The organism is Pannus brasiliensis CCIBt3594 (genome assembly GCF_036688125.1).
Lineage (GTDB): Bacteria > Cyanobacteriota > Cyanobacteriia > Cyanobacteriales > Microcystaceae > Pannus > Pannus brasiliensis.
Window position 1 is genome coordinate 1 of the sequence record NZ_JBAFSM010000076.1, and the last position, 19,119, is coordinate 19,119.

The 19,119-nt window shown below is 48.7% G+C and carries 18 protein-coding genes and 1 pseudogene; 6 read left to right on the top strand and 13 right to left on the bottom strand.

What is annotated here, in order from left to right:
• A partial coding sequence (locus tag V0288_RS23325) for a DNA cytosine methyltransferase (protein WP_332867590.1) occupies positions 1-709 on the top strand: 709 nt, incomplete at its 5' end.
• Positions 710-726: 17 nt separating this feature from the next.
• Here the strand turns inward: V0288_RS23325 and V0288_RS23330 are convergent.
• Positions 727-1,470 (bottom strand): HNH endonuclease, encoded by a 744-nt coding sequence (locus V0288_RS23330; RefSeq protein WP_332867591.1) that lies wholly within the window; start codon positions 1,468-1,470, stop codon positions 727-729.
• Positions 1,471-1,533: 63 nt separating this feature from the next.
• Positions 1,534-2,697, bottom strand: coding sequence for a pyridoxal phosphate-dependent aminotransferase (locus tag V0288_RS23335; protein ID WP_332867592.1), 1,164 nt, complete (start codon positions 2,695-2,697; stop codon positions 1,534-1,536).
• 212 nt (positions 2,698-2,909) lie between these two features.
• On the opposite strand from V0288_RS23335, the gene V0288_RS23340 reads away from it, so the two are divergent.
• A complete protein-coding gene (locus V0288_RS23340) occupies positions 2,910-3,485 on the top strand; it encodes a hypothetical protein (protein ID WP_332867593.1) in 576 nt (191 codons plus the stop codon).
• A 132-nt stretch (positions 3,486-3,617) separates the two neighbouring features.
• Here V0288_RS23340 and V0288_RS23345 read toward each other — a convergent pair whose 3' ends face one another.
• Positions 3,618-4,244 (bottom strand): hypothetical protein, encoded by a 627-nt coding sequence (locus V0288_RS23345; protein ID WP_332867594.1) that lies wholly within the window; start codon positions 4,242-4,244, stop codon positions 3,618-3,620.
• A 464-nt stretch (positions 4,245-4,708) separates the two neighbouring features.
• On the bottom strand, positions 4,709-5,587 hold the full coding sequence (locus V0288_RS23350; RefSeq protein WP_332867595.1) for a 4-hydroxybenzoate solanesyltransferase: 879 nt from the start codon (positions 5,585-5,587) through the stop codon (positions 4,709-4,711).
• Between the two features lie 51 nt (positions 5,588-5,638).
• On the opposite strand from V0288_RS23350, the gene V0288_RS23355 reads away from it, so the two are divergent.
• Entirely contained in the window at positions 5,639-7,288 is a 1,650-nt protein-coding gene (locus V0288_RS23355) for a Ppx/GppA phosphatase family protein (protein ID WP_332867596.1), read from the top strand.
• 130 nt (positions 7,289-7,418) lie between these two features.
• Here V0288_RS23355 and V0288_RS23360 read toward each other — a convergent pair whose 3' ends face one another.
• From V0288_RS23360 to V0288_RS23400, 9 genes are all read right to left on the bottom strand, one after another.
• Positions 7,419-7,685, bottom strand: a complete 267-nt coding sequence (locus V0288_RS23360) for a type II toxin-antitoxin system RelE family toxin (protein ID WP_332867597.1) — start codon at positions 7,683-7,685, stop codon at positions 7,419-7,421.
• Between the two features lie 4 nt (positions 7,686-7,689).
• Positions 7,690-7,887, bottom strand: coding sequence for a hypothetical protein (locus V0288_RS23365; RefSeq protein ID WP_332867598.1), 198 nt, complete (start codon positions 7,885-7,887; stop codon positions 7,690-7,692).
• 165 nt (positions 7,888-8,052) lie between these two features.
• The gene (locus V0288_RS23370) at positions 8,053-8,694 is read right to left on the bottom strand and encodes a beta-carboxysome protein CcmP (RefSeq protein WP_332867599.1); all 642 of its coding nucleotides are present in this window, start codon (positions 8,692-8,694) and stop codon (positions 8,053-8,055) included.
• Positions 8,695-8,829: 135 nt separating this feature from the next.
• On the bottom strand, positions 8,830-9,240 hold the full coding sequence (gene gloA, locus V0288_RS23375; protein WP_332867600.1) for a lactoylglutathione lyase: 411 nt from the start codon (positions 9,238-9,240) through the stop codon (positions 8,830-8,832).
• 106 nt (positions 9,241-9,346) lie between these two features.
• On the bottom strand, positions 9,347-10,216 hold the full coding sequence (locus V0288_RS23380) for a hypothetical protein (RefSeq protein ID WP_332867601.1): 870 nt from the start codon (positions 10,214-10,216) through the stop codon (positions 9,347-9,349).
• A 41-nt stretch (positions 10,217-10,257) separates the two neighbouring features.
• Positions 10,258-10,758 carry an orange carotenoid protein N-terminal domain-containing protein gene (locus tag V0288_RS23385; protein ID WP_332867602.1) on the bottom strand — a complete coding sequence of 167 codons (501 nt, stop codon included), beginning with the start codon at positions 10,756-10,758 and terminating at the stop codon, positions 10,258-10,260.
• A gap of 503 nt (positions 10,759-11,261) precedes the next feature.
• The gene (gene recJ / locus V0288_RS23390) at positions 11,262-13,583 is read right to left on the bottom strand and encodes a single-stranded-DNA-specific exonuclease RecJ (RefSeq protein WP_332867603.1); all 2,322 of its coding nucleotides are present in this window, start codon (positions 13,581-13,583) and stop codon (positions 11,262-11,264) included.
• A 302-nt stretch (positions 13,584-13,885) separates the two neighbouring features.
• On the bottom strand, positions 13,886-14,554 hold the full coding sequence (locus V0288_RS23395; protein ID WP_332867604.1) for a DUF3226 domain-containing protein: 669 nt from the start codon (positions 14,552-14,554) through the stop codon (positions 13,886-13,888).
• Positions 14,555-14,559: 5 nt separating this feature from the next.
• Positions 14,560-15,705, bottom strand: a complete 1,146-nt coding sequence (locus tag V0288_RS23400; protein ID WP_332867605.1) for an AAA family ATPase — start codon at positions 15,703-15,705, stop codon at positions 14,560-14,562.
• Positions 15,706-15,950: 245 nt separating this feature from the next.
• Between V0288_RS23400 and pheT the strand changes: the two genes are divergently transcribed.
• From pheT to V0288_RS23415, 3 genes and pseudogenes are all read left to right on the top strand, one after another.
• Positions 15,951-18,383 (top strand): phenylalanine--tRNA ligase subunit beta, encoded by a 2,433-nt coding sequence (gene pheT / locus V0288_RS23405; protein WP_332867606.1) that lies wholly within the window; start codon positions 15,951-15,953, stop codon positions 18,381-18,383.
• Between the two features lie 77 nt (positions 18,384-18,460).
• On the top strand, positions 18,461-18,676 hold the full coding sequence (locus tag V0288_RS23410; protein ID WP_422662058.1) for a type II toxin-antitoxin system HicB family antitoxin: 216 nt from the start codon (positions 18,461-18,463) through the stop codon (positions 18,674-18,676).
• A gap of 23 nt (positions 18,677-18,699) precedes the next feature.
• A pseudogene (locus tag V0288_RS23415) lies at positions 18,700-18,864 on the top strand (hypothetical protein); the annotation flags it as partial.
• Positions 18,865-19,119: the final 255 nt, after the last annotated feature.

The following is a 19,119-nucleotide window of genomic DNA, read 5'->3' on the forward strand; positions in this document are numbered from 1 at the left end:
AATTGGTTCGCACACTGTTGCTACTGTACCTCATCTATCTGAGAAAGGCTGTAGTAATATCGTTCAACTCAACAACGGTCACATTTTAAGAGATATAGTAACGCAATTTGAACAAATCGGTTATCTTTCTTTTTATTCAACTTTAAATAGTAAAAATTTTCAGATCCCTCAATCAAGACCTCGTTTTTTCTTGGTGGCATTTCGAGAAGATTTAGGGATAAGTAATTTTAATTTTCCCGACCCTAAACATCAAGAGGTAAATCTCGAAAAAATTATCGTGCGGGGAGATTATTCGATCCCGATTTCCGAAAAATGGAATCAATATATCGATTATTACGCGGGAAGAATTACCGCCGCTCAATTATCGTTCAAACTTCCAAAAACACGAGTAAAAATCGAGAGGGTGCATCCCGATGTCGATCTGGATAATTGTGTTTATCAAATGAGATCTAGCGGGATACGGGCGATTTCTATCAAAAGACCATTTCCCACTTTTGCGGTAAGTGTTAGCGGAGGAGGAGCGATGATACCTGTTTATAGTAAGGAACGAAGACATTTAAGCCTATTAGAAATTAAAAGATTGATGGGATTTCCAGATAGTTTTTCCTTCCCGGTTTCGCGTACAGCCGCGATCAAACAATTGGCTAACGCGGTTTGCCCGTCGGTGATTCAAAGTATTGGCAAAAATATATCAAGAGTCTTGGCGTAAGTTTGGATACTCTCTTTTTAGTCTATCTCGATATTTTCTCCAGTTGGAAAAATAATATTCGTCTTTTCTGGGTGAGCCAAAACACATTCTAGACATTTTTCAGGAGCGTAAGTGCAAAAAGAACAAATCTGCCATTTACATTTGTTACAATAAAAGCATAAAGCTTGAAAATTAGTATCTTCACTATTTCCTCCCTTCTCCACAGGAATACGATGATCCCAAACCAAGCGAACTCTATCTCTCGCGTAAGTTCGGTTCGTAATCTCTCTCCTCGTCTTCAGAATCGAGCCACAGAAATTACATTGATTATTCTGCTGTTCGAGGATGGAGTTTTGGGCGCGCTTTGAGGGAGGCTTTCTAGGAGTTGGTTTAGACGCGGTAAATAATCGATCGTGATCGGCAATATTTAAAACATATTTCGGACTTCCCAATCTTTTTTGACCTTGGGGAGCGTAGATAAAGTTAAAACCTTCTTCCGTCCAAAGCTCACTAAAAAGTTTATTGGTATCCGAGTAGGAATCCTTTATCAAATCGTCCAGTATTTTTCCCGCCAGAATCTCTTTAATTTCTGGTAAATTATTGGTATCGGTAGTCAAATCGCTTTCACAGCCTTCTCCCAGTCGAATCAAGGTTAGTAAGGCCGGGATCGTTCTCCTCTTGTATAAAACAATCGATCTCTCATCGTTGAAAACAATTAAATATCCTTTTCCTTCCAGATTTTTCTTGATCTCTTGAATATTTTCTAGCCTAAGCTGACTCACATTAACTCCTATGGAATAAATTCGAGGGTGCGTCGAGTGACCGACACACCCCCGCGCTCGATGTTATAGGGAATTGACGAACTTATCGAGTCGATCGAGTCCTTTCTCGATCGTCTCCATACTCGTCGCGTAGGAGAGACGGATACAATCGTCCGCGCCGAAAGCGATACCCGGAACCGCCGCCACTTTCCAGGTCTCCAGCAGTTTCGTACAGAAATCCCGCGAGAGATAGCCGGTTTCCGAGATATTAATAAACACGTAAAACGCGCCGTTCGGGGTGGGACAATTTAAACTGGGGATCGATCGAACCCTTTCCAGAATATATTTCCGGCGCTCGGTAAACGCGTCCAGCATCACCTGAATACAATCCTGGGAGTTTTCTAGCGCGGCGATCGCGCCGTATTGGGCGAAAGTGCAGACATTCGAGGTACTGTGTCCCTGAATCTTCGCCATCGCCTTGATCGCTTCCACCGGCCCGGCCGCGTAACCCACACGCCACCCCGTCATCGCGTAAGCTTTCGCGAACCCGTTACTGACGATCGATCGTTGAAAGATCTCCTCGCCGAAGGACGCGATACTACGATGAACCGCTCCGTTATAGAGAATTTTCTCGTAAATCTCGTCGGAAATCACCAGAAGATCGTGTTCGACGATGACTTCCGCCAACGCCTCGATCTCTTCGGGGCTGTAGACGATTCCCGTGGGATTCGAGGGGGAGTTGAGGATGAAAAGTTTGCTTTTCGGGGTAATCGCCTCCCGTAACTCCGCCGGGGTGATTTTGTACTGATTTTCCAGGCTGGTGGGAACGATCACCGAGGTTCCGCCCGCTAACGTGACCATTTCCGGGTAACTCAACCAGTAGGGCGCGGGAATAATTACCTCGTCCCCCTCCTCGATCAGTGCCAGGATAAAGTTATAGAGAGACTGTTTCCCGCCGTTGGTGACGATCACGTTCTCCGCCGTGTAGTCGAGTCCGTTGTCTCGCCGTAACTTGGAAGCGATCGCCGCGCGTAAACCGGGTTCCCCCGCCGCGGGGCCGTAGCGAGTTTTCCCGTCGTCGAGTGCTTTTTTAGCGGCCGCTTTAATATGGTCGGGTGTATCGAAATCGGGTTCTCCGGCACTAAAGCTACACACATCCTCGCCGTTTCTCTTCATTTCTTTGGCTAATGAGTCGATAGCCAGGGTGAGGGACGGGGTAACTCGATTGACTCGTGACGCTAATTTCATGATGTTTTTTCCCGGTAAGGGCTTCGTGCCTCTACACACACTCTCTAGTATTGTCCCTTACCATCCCGAACGCGGTGATTTTTTTAGAGAATTTCCGGATTTGCCCGGAAACGGGTTCTAGGATACGGGCGATCGAGCGCGAGTCCCGGTCGCGCTCGATCCGATCGACTTTTCGGGAATTCTAGAACGGTAGCCTTTTCGCCCGTTCAAAAATGATTGAAGTCTTTTACCCGATCCCGAAACTGCTCGATACCATTCTTTCCGAGGTGTACGCGGAAAATCGCCGCAAGCACGAAGAAAGGATGGAAGAATTGAAAATTATCTCGGATTCAAAAGTTCGGGACGCTTACGCCCAACAGCTTTTACTAGATAGATTTCTCGCTCCCGTAGAGAACGCGCAACATCAGATTCAGAATGCCGCCAAGCACGCTCAATACATGGCGGAAGTGGTGAATTATTACCATCCGGATCACGGGGCTAGTAAAGAAGAGGCGAGGGAAATCGCCCGTCAGTTTCGATTGTTAGCGATTAAAATCTCTCAAGTTGATTCCCTGTATGACCTGAAAACGATCTATCAAGTCGCGACGCTATTCGCGGATCAATTATCGCGATTCCAGCATAGAGATCGAAAGTATTGTTGGGAAAGAGATGTCAGACAAGGGATTTTAAATCCGTTAAATACCTGTATCGCTCTCGAAAATAACTTTCAAAGACGAATAGCCCTGATAGGTGGAGAGCCGAATCAAAATTCTAGAAAAAAGTTATTAGATCCAGAACGGGGAAAATAATCGGTTCGCTCTAATTGGACGATCGAGGAAATTTTGTAGGGTGCGGTAACGAAGTTTAGCCCCTTATTCGCGGGCATTGATTGAATCGTTTCGGGAAGATGAAGATCGAGAAGGACGATCGACTTTACGATGCTACACGCAAAGGCTTAAAATTTTAGATTCGGGTCGATCGAGCGTTTTACCCGCACGATTCAACGTTACTAATCCACCATTGAGAACGGGTAAAGAATACGCGATCTGATCCAAGGAATCTTTCAAAATAGAATTCTCGTTAGAAAAGTCAGAGAAGAAAGTTCCTCGCTGTTCGGGAGTGACTTGGATTTTAACGTCGGTTGATTCACCGGACAAAGAAGAGAGATACACTTCGGCGAAACCTCGAACTTCAAAATCCAATCTGGTTAATAAATCTGATTTGGTTAAGACATTGGGTTGTAGGAAAAAATGACCGGTAGATAACGGGGGTATTCTTAGAGAGGAGAATTGCAATTGTGTTTCCGTGATGTCCGCGCTAATCACGCCTCGATCGCCGCTTCCCGAAACGTCGAAAAAAGCGAGAAAATCATGATGGGTAATTCCGTCAGAAAGTTGAGTGTCAAACACCAAGGATAAAACGATTTCAAACGCGTTGAGATTAGAGATTTTTAAACAGTATCCCTGGATAATATTACGGCTCGGTTTCTCGATAGTTACGGGAATTCCCGGCGGTAGAGCTTTCGGTAATCGAGGCTTGAGCAATAGTTCAAAACTGGAAATCAACATAGCCTATAGACTTCAGAGCGGTGTAACTGAATGTCAATATACTAACTTCCCGACCCGTCCCTCACAACCGAAGTTTAGGAAGATAATCCGAAGTTAAACGAGGTAAAGATTAATTTTTTTTATGAAGTCTAGAAAGCAGGTCTAGTGGTGATTTTAAACGAGCGCATCTTTTTGAAACTGGCTAAATAGAGATTTTTCCGTCAAATTCCAAGATTATCACGAAATTCCTCTAGAATCATTCCGGTTTGACGTTCTTTCGCCTCTAAAAGCCGATGTTTCATCGCGGGACTTGTCAACGGATCGGCGGTTTCTCGATCGGATTCGATCTCTCGCCAGAGATCGATCGGGACAATGACCGCGACGGTTTCCCCGTTTTCATCCGATACCTATTAAATTCTATTTTTACCGCCTGATTTTAGCGTCTTTTTTAAGACTTCAATCCTAGGATTCCATGCCATCCTTTCTTACAAACTCCCCGCGATCATGCCGATTAACAGGATAAACCCGATCGATACATTCTGCCGGAACATCTCCCCGTAAGCGGGATTCGGTAGATCCGGTTGCCGGAGACGGATATACTGCCCCATCCAACCGACCACGGCCACGATCCAACTCGTCCAGAACGCCAGACTTAACCTTAATTCCACTCCCAAACAAGCCAATAATCCCGCGGTGATGGCGAAAAACAATCCCACCGCGTCGGGGGCGTAATTCCCGAAAAAGAGGGCGCTAGAATTGATCCCGATCGCGCGATCGTCCTCCCGATCCGATAACGCGTAAATGGTATCGAAACCCAGGGTCCAGAAAACCGTCGCCCCCCAAAGCAAACCCGTGTTTACATCGAGATCGCGGGTGACGGCACTCCAACTAATCAACACCGCGAAACCCCACGCGAGCGAGAGAACCAACTGGGGAACCGGGAAAACGCGCTTGGCGAGGGGATAACAGACGATGAACGGAACCGCCGCCACGCAGAGCCAAAAACTCAGGGGATTTAGATATACCGCCAAAACCGCGGCGCAGAGTAGGGCGATTAGAGCGATAATAATTCCAACCTTGATCGACAGGGCGCGAGAGGCGAGAGGGCGATCCTTGGTTCGCTGAACCCGCGGATCGATGTCGCGATCCCAGAGATCGTTAATCACGCATCCTGCCGCGCTCGTTGCCAGGGTTCCCAACACGATCACGCCGACGAGCGGAACGGGAGGAGTCCCCCCGGCCGCCATAAATACCGCCCACAACGCGGGAATCATCAATATCAGCCGTCCCGCGGGCTTATCCCAGCGTAGGAGGCGGATAATCGTCAGCCAGGTCGGTTCTACATCGGGTCGCGATAGGGTCATAATTTTAAGGGGAATTCTCCGGATTTTCGGGAACACTTACCGCTAGGGGCGATGGTGAATCTTTCTAATCAAGTTATACCAAATCGGGCGCCCTCGCCCGCGGGATTATCGGAGTCATCGATTCTGGCGGCGATCGATATCGGGACGAACTCGGTTCACATGGTCGTCGTGCGGGTCGAGCCATCGTTAGCGGCGTTTACCATTATCGCTCGGGAAAAAGCCACCGTCCGACTCGGCGATCGAGATCCGAAAACCGGTAAGTTAACCGTGGCCGCGATGGAACGAGCGATCGCCGCTCTCAAGCGTTGTAAGGATCTCGCCGTCAGTCTGCGAGCGGAGCCGATTATCGCCGTCGCCACCAGTGCCACGCGGGAAGCTCCCAACGGTGACGAATTTCTGGCGTTAATCGAGCAGGAAGTCGGATTATCGGTGGATCTTATCTCCGGACAGGAGGAAGCGCGGCGCATCTATCTCGGGGTAGTTTCGGGGATGGATTTTCAGAATCAACCCCACGTTATTATCGATATCGGGGGCGGTTCCACGGAATTGATCCTCGCGGATAGTCAGGAAATCCGTTTTTTAAGTAGTACCAAAATCGGCGCGGTACGGTTAACGCGGGAGTTTATCACGACCGATCCCATTTCTCCCTCGGAGTTGGCCTATTTACGAGCTTACACCCGCGGGATGCTGGAACGGGCGGTAGAAGAAATTCGGACGAAATTACGGCCGGGGGAACAGGCGCGGCTGGTGGGAACTTCCGGGACGATCGAGACGTTAATGACGATCCACGCGTTGGAGAAATTCGGGGAAATTCCCAATCCTTTAAACGGCTATCAACTAACGCGCAAGGATGTCAAAGATCTGGTGAAACGGTTCGCGTCTCTAGATTACAATCAAAGGTTCGCCATTCCGGGGATGAACGATAAACGCGCGGAAATTATTCTCGCGGGTTCGATCGTGTTGTTGGAAGCGATGACGATGTTGGAGATCGATCGATTAATTCTCTGTGAACGCGCTCTCCGCGAGGGGGTAATCGTCGATTGGATGCTCACCCACGGTTTGATCGATAATCGTTTCCGCTATCAAAGCGAGATCCGTCAGCGTAGTGTGATTAAAATCGCCAAAAAGTATCAGGTGAATCTAGAATCGGCGAAGAGAATCGCGAATTTCGCTCTCTCGATTTTCGATCAAACCAAAGGGGATTTACATTCCTGGGGCGAGGAAGCGAGAGATCTACTCTGGGCGGCGGCGATCTTGCATAATAGCGGGCTATACGTCAGTCACGCCGCTCACCATAAACATTCTTATTATTTAATCCGCAACGGGGAGTTATTGGGCTATACGGAAATCGAGTTAGAAGTGATCGCCAATATCGCGCGTTATCACCGCAAAAATAAGCCCCGAAAAAAGCATACGGATTTTATTAAACTGACGGAATACTATCAGTATATGGTCAGATATTCAAGCGCGATCTTACGCTTGGCCGTGGCGTTAGACCGACGGCAGATCGGGGCGATCGAGCAGATCGAGTGTAAGTACGACGCGGAATATCGCACCCTTCACCTCCATCTTTTTCCCGCGAATCCCGAGGATGATTGCGCGTTGGAATTATGGAGTTTGGATTATAAAAAGCCCGTATTCGAGGAGGAATTCGGGGTAAAAGTCGTGGCGACACTCGCCTTTTTACCCTTGAAGAGTTAAAATGTTTGTAGAGGAATTATGAAAAAAAAGAAACCATAAAATCGCACGATGATTCAAAAACAATTCACGCTAAAATTTAGACAATTTTAGCACTGGATCGAGCGATGATCGACAAGCGACTCGCTCGGTGTTAAGGAAAATAGCGATACATTTCCTTACGATGGAGAAGACGCACGAACGCTATAACATCTCGCTCTACATAAAAACCAATTCGATAGTCCCCCACACGAATACGATAAAATCCCGGATAGCCTTGAATCGCTTTTACATTTCGTAGTTCGGTTAAATTTTGGGCGGATTCTACCTCTTCGATAATTTTTTGAATTCGTTGCTTGATATTACGATCTTTAAGGGCGCGTAAATCCGCTTTAAAAGTTCTGCGAAATTCAACATTCATTTAGCTATTCTTCCAACAAAGCAAAGATTTCATCGCGGCTCACATTCTCGCTATCTTTCCCCTCTTTGATGGCGTTAGCCATCGCCAATTCTTCCATCACCTCATAAATTAACTCTTTCACTAAATCCTGTTCTTGTACTAATAGTTCGTGTAATAACTCTTTAAGCATCGGCTTTAATTCTTGAATTTGAGATTCTAACATAAATTTTTTCCATCGATCGCGTTGTACTCGTATCTTTAAGCGGATCGATCGATTCGATCGACCCCCGCCGATTCGATTATACCGGTTCTAGATAACCCCCACGAATCGACAAAAATTTCGTTATTTTTTCATTAAAATCCCTGAAATCTTTTATCTACCCCTATCTTATTCTTTCTTCTCGCTCCCCGGAATCACGCGACCGGGGACATTTTCTATGGCCGCGACGGTAGCCCGCGACGCGGCGATAATATCCCGTTCCTCTCCGCCTAAATATAAGCGCCCGAAACTGCCGACGGAGGTAACGTGTAGGATATTAATTAACGCCGCCTTTTCCGCTTCGTTCGCGGCGAGAGAAGCGTAGGCCGCCGGTTGCACTTCGAGAACGTATAAAGTCTGTCCCGCGGTTAACATCATCCCCCGCGAGGTACGGTTAATTAACTGCGCCTGATACGCGTCGATATTGCGGATAATCTGACTGGAAACGATCTGCGGTTTCAGACAATCGCGCTGACTCACGCCGAGATACTGTAAAATCGCCTGTCCCGCCGCGCGTACCTCTCCCTGACTACTGGAATGGAGTTCTAGAAGCCCGTAGAGACGTTCGATAAACAGGACACCCGGACGGACGACGGCGGATTTTAGGGCGATATCGGTGATGCGGTTGATCTCGACACCGGGGGAGATCTCGATCCATAACGACGCGTCACCGGGCAGGGGTAAAAAACCTTGGGACACCGTACCGATAAAGGCGGCGTGTTGGAGTTGTAAGTTATCGAGATAAACGTAACTGCGAAGTTCTACGCCCAAGCTGGTTTCTCCCTGTCCGGTCTACCGTCGATTATCTTCTCACGATTTCGTCATTCTAGAGCGATCGGCGATCGGCCACGATGTAAACCCGAAATTTTCGCTCGTTTTCACCCGCGGGAATCCTTCGCTCGTCTCTCAAGCGGAAACTTTATCGACCTCTCGCGAACCGGTCTGGATTAACTCGATCTTGTAGCCGTTGGGATCTTCGACGAACGCGATGACGGTGGAACCGTGTTTCATCGGGCCGGGTTCGCGGGTGACTTTGCCACCGCGGGAACGGATCGCCTCGCAGGTCGCGTAAATGTCATCTACCCCGAGAGCGATATGGCCGTAGGCATTGCCGAGTTCGTATTTGTCCACGCCCCAGTTATAGGTTAGCTCGATGACCGCGGTTTCCGATTCCTCGCCGTAACCGACGAAAGCGAGGGTAAATTCCCCGGAGGGATAATCTTTTTGGCGGAGTAGTTTCATCCCCAACACATCACAGTAGAACTTCAGGGACTCTTCCAAGTTATTCACCCGTAGCATGGTATGTAGGAGACGCATGGCGTATAGATCACTCCGAAATGATAGTATTTCCACTTAAATTGTAAGGGGGAAAGTCTCCGGCGATGGAAACCTTCCCCCTCGATCGCTACCGACCGCGAGAATCCTATCGAGACATTCCGGGACTCAAATCACTGCCGGTCGGGTTAGACGGGGTGCCTTGTTGTCCGGGTAACGGATCGCGACTCGGCCCGCCGGTGGTACCGCTCGATGGTCCCGGACGGGAGGGAACGGTAGAGGGAGTAGAGGGATTTGTCTCGATCTGCATCTGCAGATTCGGGTTCTCGGTGTCGTCCGGAACCGTCGTTCCCGGCGTGTACGTGCCGTCGGGATTCGTCCGCTCGATTCTCGTGTCACCGGCCGGATTCACGGGAGTCGTGTTGGTGCGATCGCTCGGAACGGCCTCCGGAGTGGTCGGGGTGGTGGGTTCGATCGTCCGACGCTCGATCGGGCTGTTCGGGGTGACGGTGGTTCCCGAAACGTTTCTCCCGTTCGGGTTGTCGATCTCGATCCGGCTACCCGGTAGGGGATCGAACGAGGGGCCCGCGGTACGTCCGCTCGTTCGACCCAATCCGGACGGAATCCAGATCACGGTACGGCCGGCATCGGAACGCTGGTTCGGTTCCACCCGTTCCGACGGGGGATTTCGGGAACCGTCCGGGGACACGGGTTCGACCCGTTCCGAGGGGGGGGTGGTATTCGTTCGATCGCTTCCCGAGGTCGAGTCAACCCGTTGCGAGGGGGTGGTACTTAACGGTTCGCTCGGCAGGGTAAGCTGTAATCCCCCGTCGATCGTCCACACCGGGATCGTGGTACCGTTGACCGTGTTCGTTCGCGTGGGATTATTCTCGGGCGCGGGAGATAGAGTATTATTAAACGCCGTTCCCGCTTTCGCCGCGGTCGGCAAGAACGAGAAACTAACCGTCAATCCTCCCAGCACCGCTATCATTTGCCACAGGCTTTTTTTAGGAATCATGATCGCCTCTACAAAGATTGTGGTTATACTGAACGCTCGTCCTATAACCCGGTATTTCGATCGTGGGGTACCGCGTCGGGATCGACTCCCATCGGGGCGACAATATCGCGAAATAGAGTGATCTGTTCCGAGAATTCTAAATTTTTGATTTGCTGAAACAGATGATCCGATTCGCCGGATAGTTGATAATCATCGGGGAAAGGGATAATCTCCTCGTCGTCCATCCCCCGCGCCAGTAAATACCAGAATAAGAGCTTGGTCGTGTCACTTAACGCGCCGTACTCCCGAGAGATTAAAGAATTTTTTCGCGCTACTAAATCCCGTTGTACCTGTAGCTGTTCCTCGCGCGACATTTCTTTCACCTGATTGTATAGCCCCTCGGCGATCCCGGTGGAAGCGGTACCCGCGTCCGGGGCGGCAGGTGTGATCGAACCGCCCATTTCGGTGTAGATAAACCAAAATAGAGCGAGTTGTTCATCCGTGGGCAAGCGATGGAAACGTTCTGCTAATTCCGTGTTAAAATTAGTATTAATAGCGGTCATTAATTCTTTCCTCCAATTACTCGTTTAAATGTAACAAATATAACCGTTAGAGTAGCCCCACTAAAGAAGTAAGTTGGACTCTCACCGAAGGGATAAAACGATCTGCCGGCGATCGGGGCGACCCGGCGATCGGGCGGTGATTTTTTCGGATACAACGGGTAGAAGTCTTACTCGGTGAGATTTTCACGCCGAATAGCCCGTTTGTACCGCGAGGCTTACTAAACTTCGAGAAAAATTCCGCTGTAAAGTCCTAAACCTCGATCGTGTTTCCAACGCTCGGGTGATAGTATCGTCTCACCGCCACGCCCGAGCGGGTGATATCGAGGTCTGAAACTGTCGTTGCCGCGGCTACATAACTGAATGTAGGACGATTGGCATGAATTTACGGAAAAGATCGCTCGTGTTAGCGAATATTTTTGCTTGAGTTCGATAGTTATCGGGGGATTCGACTATTGGTTGTGGCAGAGATTCGTTTAAACAGGTAAGTGCCGAATTTCCCTTTTTTAAAAAACGAGCGAATCCAGTCGATCGAGCAGTTCTTTCATCGTCTCCACGGGGACTTTAGCAAAGTATTGTTTGAGAAAAATTTCCTCGGCGATCGCTTCGAGAAATCGCTCGATCGTTTCCGGGTTCGATCGATTCACCGTACTAAACAATAAACTACCTTCTTTCTCCCGAACATCTATCCCGTTGTCCGCTAACGCTTGTAATCCGATCGATAACGTTCGATCGCCGATCGATAACTTCTCCCGTAACATCCGCCGGGAAATACTCTCTTCCGTCCGAATTAAATATTTAGCGATACCGACTAAGTTTTTCCACGTCTCTCTCGCGGAAGATTCCGAGGGACTGGAATACGCGAGGGCTAACCTTTTTTCCCGCGCGAGTGCCTGTTGATATTCCCGATAAATTTTCGTCCAATCCGTGGGACAATCGAGGAGTAAATGGGGATCGAGGCGGGTTAATCGATCGCTAATCTCCCGATCGCGCCAATCGATTAGAGTATCGGCAGAGTTCAAAAATAAATGATTGACCGATTCGTTGCTATGGGGTTGTAAAGCCAACAAACGGATTTCGTAGCGATCGAACCTCGGATTATAATCTAACTCGACCGCCGCATCGTAACGGGTTCCGACGAGAATATCTTCTTTAGAATGACCCCACCAAACTCCGCGAAAACCCCGCTCGATCGAACCATCGTGAATCTCGAACGTCACGCGGGGATAGGAAATCTTTTTGCCCTTCAAATCTTCGGGATTTTTCTGCCAGAGATTCGTGAACCAACAATCGCGAATTAATAACTTCGGTGCCGGGTTTCCCATACCGCAGGGTTCCAATAACTTTAACTCGCGAAATAAACTCTGCCCTAAATCGGCGACGGTGACAACGAGATCCACTTCTACCGAAGGAGAAAACGAGGTGAGATCGATTCCCGTCCGTCGTAATTGTTGATTGATTCCCTCGCGGAATAACGGTAAATTTTCCACCGGTAAACTCAATCCCGCCGCGAAAGGATGTCCCCCGAAACGGTGGAGAAGATGGGATTGAGAGGCGACTAATTGATAGAGATCGATGTCGCGGATCGATCGGGCCGATCCTTTGGCGAGAACCGTTCCCGCGTCGGCTACTCTTTCTTCCTCGCTCGTGCTTAACAGTATCGTCGGTCGATAATATTCCCCCGCGATCTGTCCGGCGACTAACCCGAGAATTCCCGCCTGCCATTGCGGATCTTCGAGGATAATTACATTGGTCGTCGAGAGATCGATTCGCTCTAATTTTCGCTTGACCTGTTTGATGATATCCTGTTGGATTTCCTTGCGTCGGGTATTCGCTAACTCCGCTTGTTCGGCCAACTCCTGACAGCGTTTCGCGTCCTGACCGGTGAGCAATTCCACACAAAAACGAGCGTCCCCGTGAACGCGACTGACCGCATTAATCCGCGGCCCCAAACCGAAGGAAATATCCGTCGGTCGATCGCCGGTGCGCTGACAGAATTCGAGTAATTTCGCCACCCCCGGACGGGTGGGATTCTGGCGTTGTTTTTGCAACTTTTCGATCCCTTTGCGCGCCAGATAGCGACAATCCCCGCGTAATTGAACCAGATCCGCGATCAATCCGATCGCCACCAGATCGAGCAGATTTTCTAACGGTTGTCGGGGAATATCGGGAAGGGTTTCATACATCGCCTCGACCAATTTATACGCGACCGCTACCCCGGAAAGATGGTAGAGAGGATGACTTTCGATAAAATAGCGGGGATTGATCAGCGCGACCACATCCGGGCGATCGTCCGGAAGGGTGTGATGATCGGTGATGATAATATCGATCCCGATCGAGTTCGCGTGGTCGATCTCGACGAGATTGGTACTCCCGGTGTCGCAGGTAACGATCAGACGGGTTCCCGTTTCGGCCAGCGCGTCGATCCCGCGACGGTTGAGACCGTGGGATTCGGTCAATCGATCGGGAATGTAATAGTCTAACTGGAGATATTGCGGGAAAAACTGCCCCAATCCCTCCCACAACACGCTCGTCGCCGTCACCCCATCCGCGTCGAAATCTCCCCAGATCGTCACCTTTTCGCCCCGTTTAATGGCTTCCCGCAATCTTTTGACCGCGAAGTTCATTTCCTGCCCGAAATCGAACGGACTGGTGGGTTGATAGGCTTTGCCATCGAGAAACGCGAGTAATTCCCCGCGTTCGCGAATCCCTCTTTGCCAGAGAATTCGCGCCACGGAATGACCGTCGGACTCTGGGGTGTAGCGCGCGATGGTGTCAAGATACCAGGGAGGTAGATCGATCGAGGGGGGAATTTGCCAGTTAGTCACGAGTTAATTCATTTGAACTCATGAGGTTTATTGTAGAGAGATCGATCGCGCGATACAAGGGGGTTAGAGAAGGCAGGAGGCAGAAGGCAGACTCGATCGGATAGTTTAGCGCGAGATCGATTGAAAGTTTCCCTCGATCGAATCGCGGATTTCTGCCGGTGTTGGTCAATTATCGGGTTCGTTGGGTTTAGCGGGATGACGTTCGATCGAATCGCGACTTTTTCCCGAAATTCTAGCTTATCGAACGTGAGTAATGATCGCGATTCGATCGATTATTTTATATTGAATAGCTTGGTGTAAATTTATTCCCCAAACAAGCGAGTTAACCAGTCGGTGAACTTTACCGCGATCTCGGTATGGGGACGAAGCGCTTGACTGGTAATCGATTTTCCGAGAGGATAACCCGGTTCATCCTGCCACGCTAGATAGGTATGAATAACGGCTTTACTGTGGTGTACCGCTTTAAAAGTTGTCGGATAATTTCTAGACGCTTGTTCAACACATTCTCTCGCGAAGTTTAGGGATGCCGGTTCCGCGAGTTCGGCACAAAAATCTTCTAACATACCCGAATCTTGATTGTTAGGCATCAGCCAAAATCCCAGTTTAGGCTTATCTTCAACACTCTCAACGATCGTTCCATCCTTATCGGGAGTTTTTGAAAGTAAATACTCTGGATGATTCCTTAATTTAGTGGTAATGCTTTGCCACCTACCTTCTAAAGATTCATCGGCATCAATCATCACCCCGATGACTCTCGGAGGTTCAGGACGCACGATTAAGGCGTTTAATCGCTTTAAAAGTTTAACTTTATCAGAGCCTCCACACTGATAGATTCCGAAAGTTTCGGGAACGTTATGAGCTTTACATAGAGCCAGTACAACATGACAATCATTATCTCCTTCCACTAACAAGACTTTATCGGTATCTTGTTTACAAATTTTATCCGTATTTCGCTGGTTAATATCGCTCATATTATTCATCGTACTTCAACATCCATTTCCAGAGCGTCGGTAAGGGTTTCCGAGGTATATTCGGTTACTTTTATCACCCCATCTTTATTATCGAGCCGGAAAAAAGCACCAAGCTCCGGGTATTTATTCCAAGCACTATCAAATCCTTGGATACAATCACGGCTATGAGTTGTCGCGAAAATCTGAACGTTTAACTTCTCGGACAACTGGAAAATGATATCCCATAGCTTAGGTTGAACACTCCAATGCAAACCGTTTTCAAACTCATCAATCAAAAGAATACCATTCTGAGCGTTTACTAGCGCAACAATAATATGAAATAAGCGAGTCATGCCATCTCCCATACTTTTGAGAGGCAACGGTTCATCTATCCCTTTAATTTTGACTAATGGAATGCGCTTTTTGTCTATAGATTCTGAATCAATGTCTTCTACAAAAACAACTCTAGAAACTCGATTGTCAATCAATTTCATCGCAGAAATAACCTCTGAATCCAAATTTTTTAAAATGGTTAAATCCCAAAGAGTCGCTATTTGTTTATTAGACATATTTTCTGTTGAAACAATTTGCCATATATATTTATAATCGGATTCGTGTCTTTTAAAGTAGAAATCTCTAGAACTAGAATGACGAATTTCTTTAATATCTCTATGTAAGCTAAAAAATCTTCTTGTCTTTTCTCCTTCTTCTGCCACAAGATAGAACTCAACGTTAGATAAATTTTCATTAACTTGATTTGAGTTCACTCGCTCTTCAGGAACACGAATTGTTTTAATAATTCCTTCGTTATCCTCTATTTTTTGGTAAGCGGCTTTACTAATGTGAATTTTTGCGTTTGAGTTAGCTTCTCCCAGCAGAATTCCCTGTTTTTCTAGTTGAGGTAATTTATGGCCGAAGAAAAGGTGTCGAACAGGATTTTCGCCAAATTCCCGAGAGCGTGTTTGAGCCTCGCTAATCCAAGTTTCTTGTCTAGAGAAAATTAGATCGAGGATGATATAAGGAGAAGAATTGCTTATGTAGAGTTCTACCGCTTCTAAAAATGTACTCTTTCCAGAGTTGTTTTTACCGACAATTAAATTGACACGGTTTAATTTTTTAACTTCTATGTGCTGAAAAAGCCTAAAATTTTTAATCTGAAAAGACTTCAGCATAATTCTCCTATGGTTAGCCTAAACTAACTTATAAAATACCGAACTAGAGGTAAAAATTACCGTAGGCTCCCTCTCTGAAATTATACAAGCTGATCGCAACCCGATCGAGTCCCGAAAAACGGTAAACGATATCCTTACCCCCGTTTCGATTATACTTCCCGATCGACTCTCTCCCCCTCATCCCGCCGGCCGGGGACTACCGACGTTCTACAATAAAGAAGAAACAACGGCAAACAGAGTCAACGATGCGGATCTCGATTAACTGGTTACGAGAATTAGTCCAAGTAAAACGTTCCCCCGAAGAACTCGCGGAATTACTCACGATCGCGGGAATTGAAGTCGAAGAGATGGAAGATCGCCGACAATGGGCGGATGGGGTCGTCGTCGGGCGGATCGTCGATCGACAACAACACCCGAACGCGGATAAACTCAGTGTCTGTCAGGTGGATATCGGCGCGGAAACCCCCAGTACGATCGTCTGTGGCGCGCCGAACGCGAGGGCCGATATTCTCGTCCCCGTCGCCACCCTGGGAACGCACCTACCCAACGTTAACCTCACCATTAAACCGGCGAAACTGCGCGGGGTGAAATCCGAGGGGATGATCTGTTCCCTCGCGGAATTGGGATTAACCAAAGAATCCGAGGGAATTCATATCTTCGAGGGGGAAAATATCCCTCTCGGGACGGATGTGCGCCCGCTTTTGGGGCTGGACGAGGTAATTCTCGACATCGCGCCGACGGCTAACCGGGCCGACGCGTTGAGTATGATCGGGGTGGCGCGGGAGGTCGCGGCGTTAACCGGCGCGGATCTGACGTTACCGACGGTAAAACCGGCAGAATTCCCCGTACCTAAGAAATTAGCTATTGAAATCGAGGAAAATATCGCCTGTCCCGCGTATATCGGTACGGTAATCGAGGGAGTGAAAATCGCACCTTCCCCGGAATGGTTGCAGAGACGTTTACAGGCCGCGGGAGTCCGTCCGATCAATAATGTGGTCGATATTACCAATTATGTCCTGCTGGAGTGGGGACAGCCCTTGCACGCGTTCGATCGCGATCGTCTACAAACCCACGCGGGGGGTAAAGATATCACTATCGGGGTGCGTTTCGCGACCGACGGGGAAAAAATCACTACCCTTGACGGTCAGGAAAGAAGCTTAAAAACACAAAATTTACTGATTACCGCCAATAATAAACCCGTGGCTATCGCTGGGGTGATGGGGGGACAGGATACGGAAGTTCACGAGGAAACGGTGAGCCTCGTACTAGAGTCCGCCCTATTCGAGCCGATCGCCATCCGTCGTTCCTCGAAAGCGGTGGGATTACGCAGTGAATCCTCGGGACGCTACGAACGCGGGGTGAATCCCGTCGCCCTAGAGTTCGCCTGTCAGCGGGCGATCGATCTCATTGTCGAACTCGCCGGGGGAACCGTCACCGGACAGGTAAAAGCCGATACCCGCGAGGATCAGTCCAGTCGATCGATCGAATTACGTTTAGAACGTGTTCATCAGGTTCTCGGTACAGTACAGATCGACGGGGAAATCGGAACCATTCCCAGCGCGGATGTCGAGCGAATTTTAAGCGATTTAGGCTGTCAATTAAGCGTGACCTCGGAAAATCCCCGCGTTTGGTCGGTAACGGTTCCCGACTACCGCTATCGGGATCTGGAACGGGAAATCGATCTGATCGAGGAAGTGGCGCGGCTGTACGGATACGATCGATTCTGCGATACCCTACCCGCGAAAACGGAAGCGGGGGGACTCTCCTTCGAGGAAACGGTACAGCGTCGCGTCCGGGAGGCATTTCGCGCCGTCGGATTGACGGAATTGGTGCAATATTCCCTCGTTAAGCCGGAACTCGCGGAAGTGGTGATCGCCAATCCGTTATTCGTGGAGTATTCCGCGTTACGGACGAATCTACTCGACGGGGCGATCGACGCGTTCGAGTACAATCAATCGCAGGGAAACGGCGCGTTAAACGGTTTCGAGATCGGTCGCGTTTTCCGTCTGGAGGAAGGGAATATCAGCGAATACGATTCAGTAGCGGGGATTTTCGGCGGCGATTACTTCTCGATCGGTCGTTGGCCGCGTTCCGGCAAGGAAAACCCGATGACGTGGTACGAAGCGAAAGGGATTCTCGAAAGCGTGTTCGATCGCCTGTCGGTGTCGGTAAGCTATGAGAGTGATAGTTCCGATTCCCGTCTGCATCCTGGACGTACCGCGTCGCTGTGGATTGGTAAGCAACGCTTGGGAACTTTCGGACAGTTACACCCGCGCTTGCGGCAGGAAAAAGGCTTACCGGAAGCGGTATACGCGTTCGAGTTAAATTTCGCCGTTTTATCGAACGCGCTGAACGATCCCGCGAAAATTACGCCCCGTCTGCGTCCTTATTCCACCTATCCGGGTGTGGCGCGAGATTTGGCTTTCTTCGTGTCTACCGATATCCCGGTAGCGCGCTTGACGGCAACGATGCAAAAAGCCGGGGGAAATCTTCTGGAAACGGTGGAATTATTCGATCGATATCAAGGTCAGAATGTACCGTCCGGTCAATGTAGTCTGGCTTTCAGTTTAGTCTATCGGGCGCTCGATCGAACTTTAACCGACGAGGAAATCGACCCCCTGATGAACAAGGTACGCGACTCGCTGGTGAAACAGCATCAAGTGTCCTTGAGAAGTTAAATTTTGGGAAGTGGATCGATCGTTTCCGTGTCGGGCGATCGATCCGTTTTTTCAGGATACAACGCGGGAGGTGAATGATGAAGTATAAAGGATACGAAGCGCGTATCGAATACGATGAAGAATACCGTTTATTTTTCGGTCGCGTCATCGGGATTAAAGATATTATTGTATTTGACGGTCTTTCCGTTGACGAACTAGAACAAGCTTTTCACGATGTCATCGATCGATATTTAGCGGATTGTGAGACAGTAGGCAAAATTCCCGATCGACCGATCTCGATCGCCTTGCGATAAAAACAATCTACGAGGACTCTACCATGTCCGAAGAAAGATTACAAATCGATAAGCGGTTCGCTCGCCGGAGGCGCGTCCTTGGCGAGCGATTGGAACATCAATTCAACCGACTACAGGCTAAAATAGAAGTGATTCTCGACGCGATCACTGGCTTAAGAGATCTGCCGGAAGACGAAACCGAAGCTTGAATTTTCCCCGTTCGATCGTTTACTTTAATTGTCGGGTTGTCGGGATCGACAATAGTAGAGTCCGTTAAAATAGACCGGCTATAGGACGCTAGATCGACCGTTCTGCTATCTTTGGAAAAGAGCGCTCACTTTTAATGTGCTATAATCAGTTTACCCTTAATTTTGACGTATTTATCTTGTATTGCCATGAATCTTCCAATCCAGAAGTGTTGAACGATAGAAACAAAGCGATAAAAAAAGCCTCTAAAATGATAT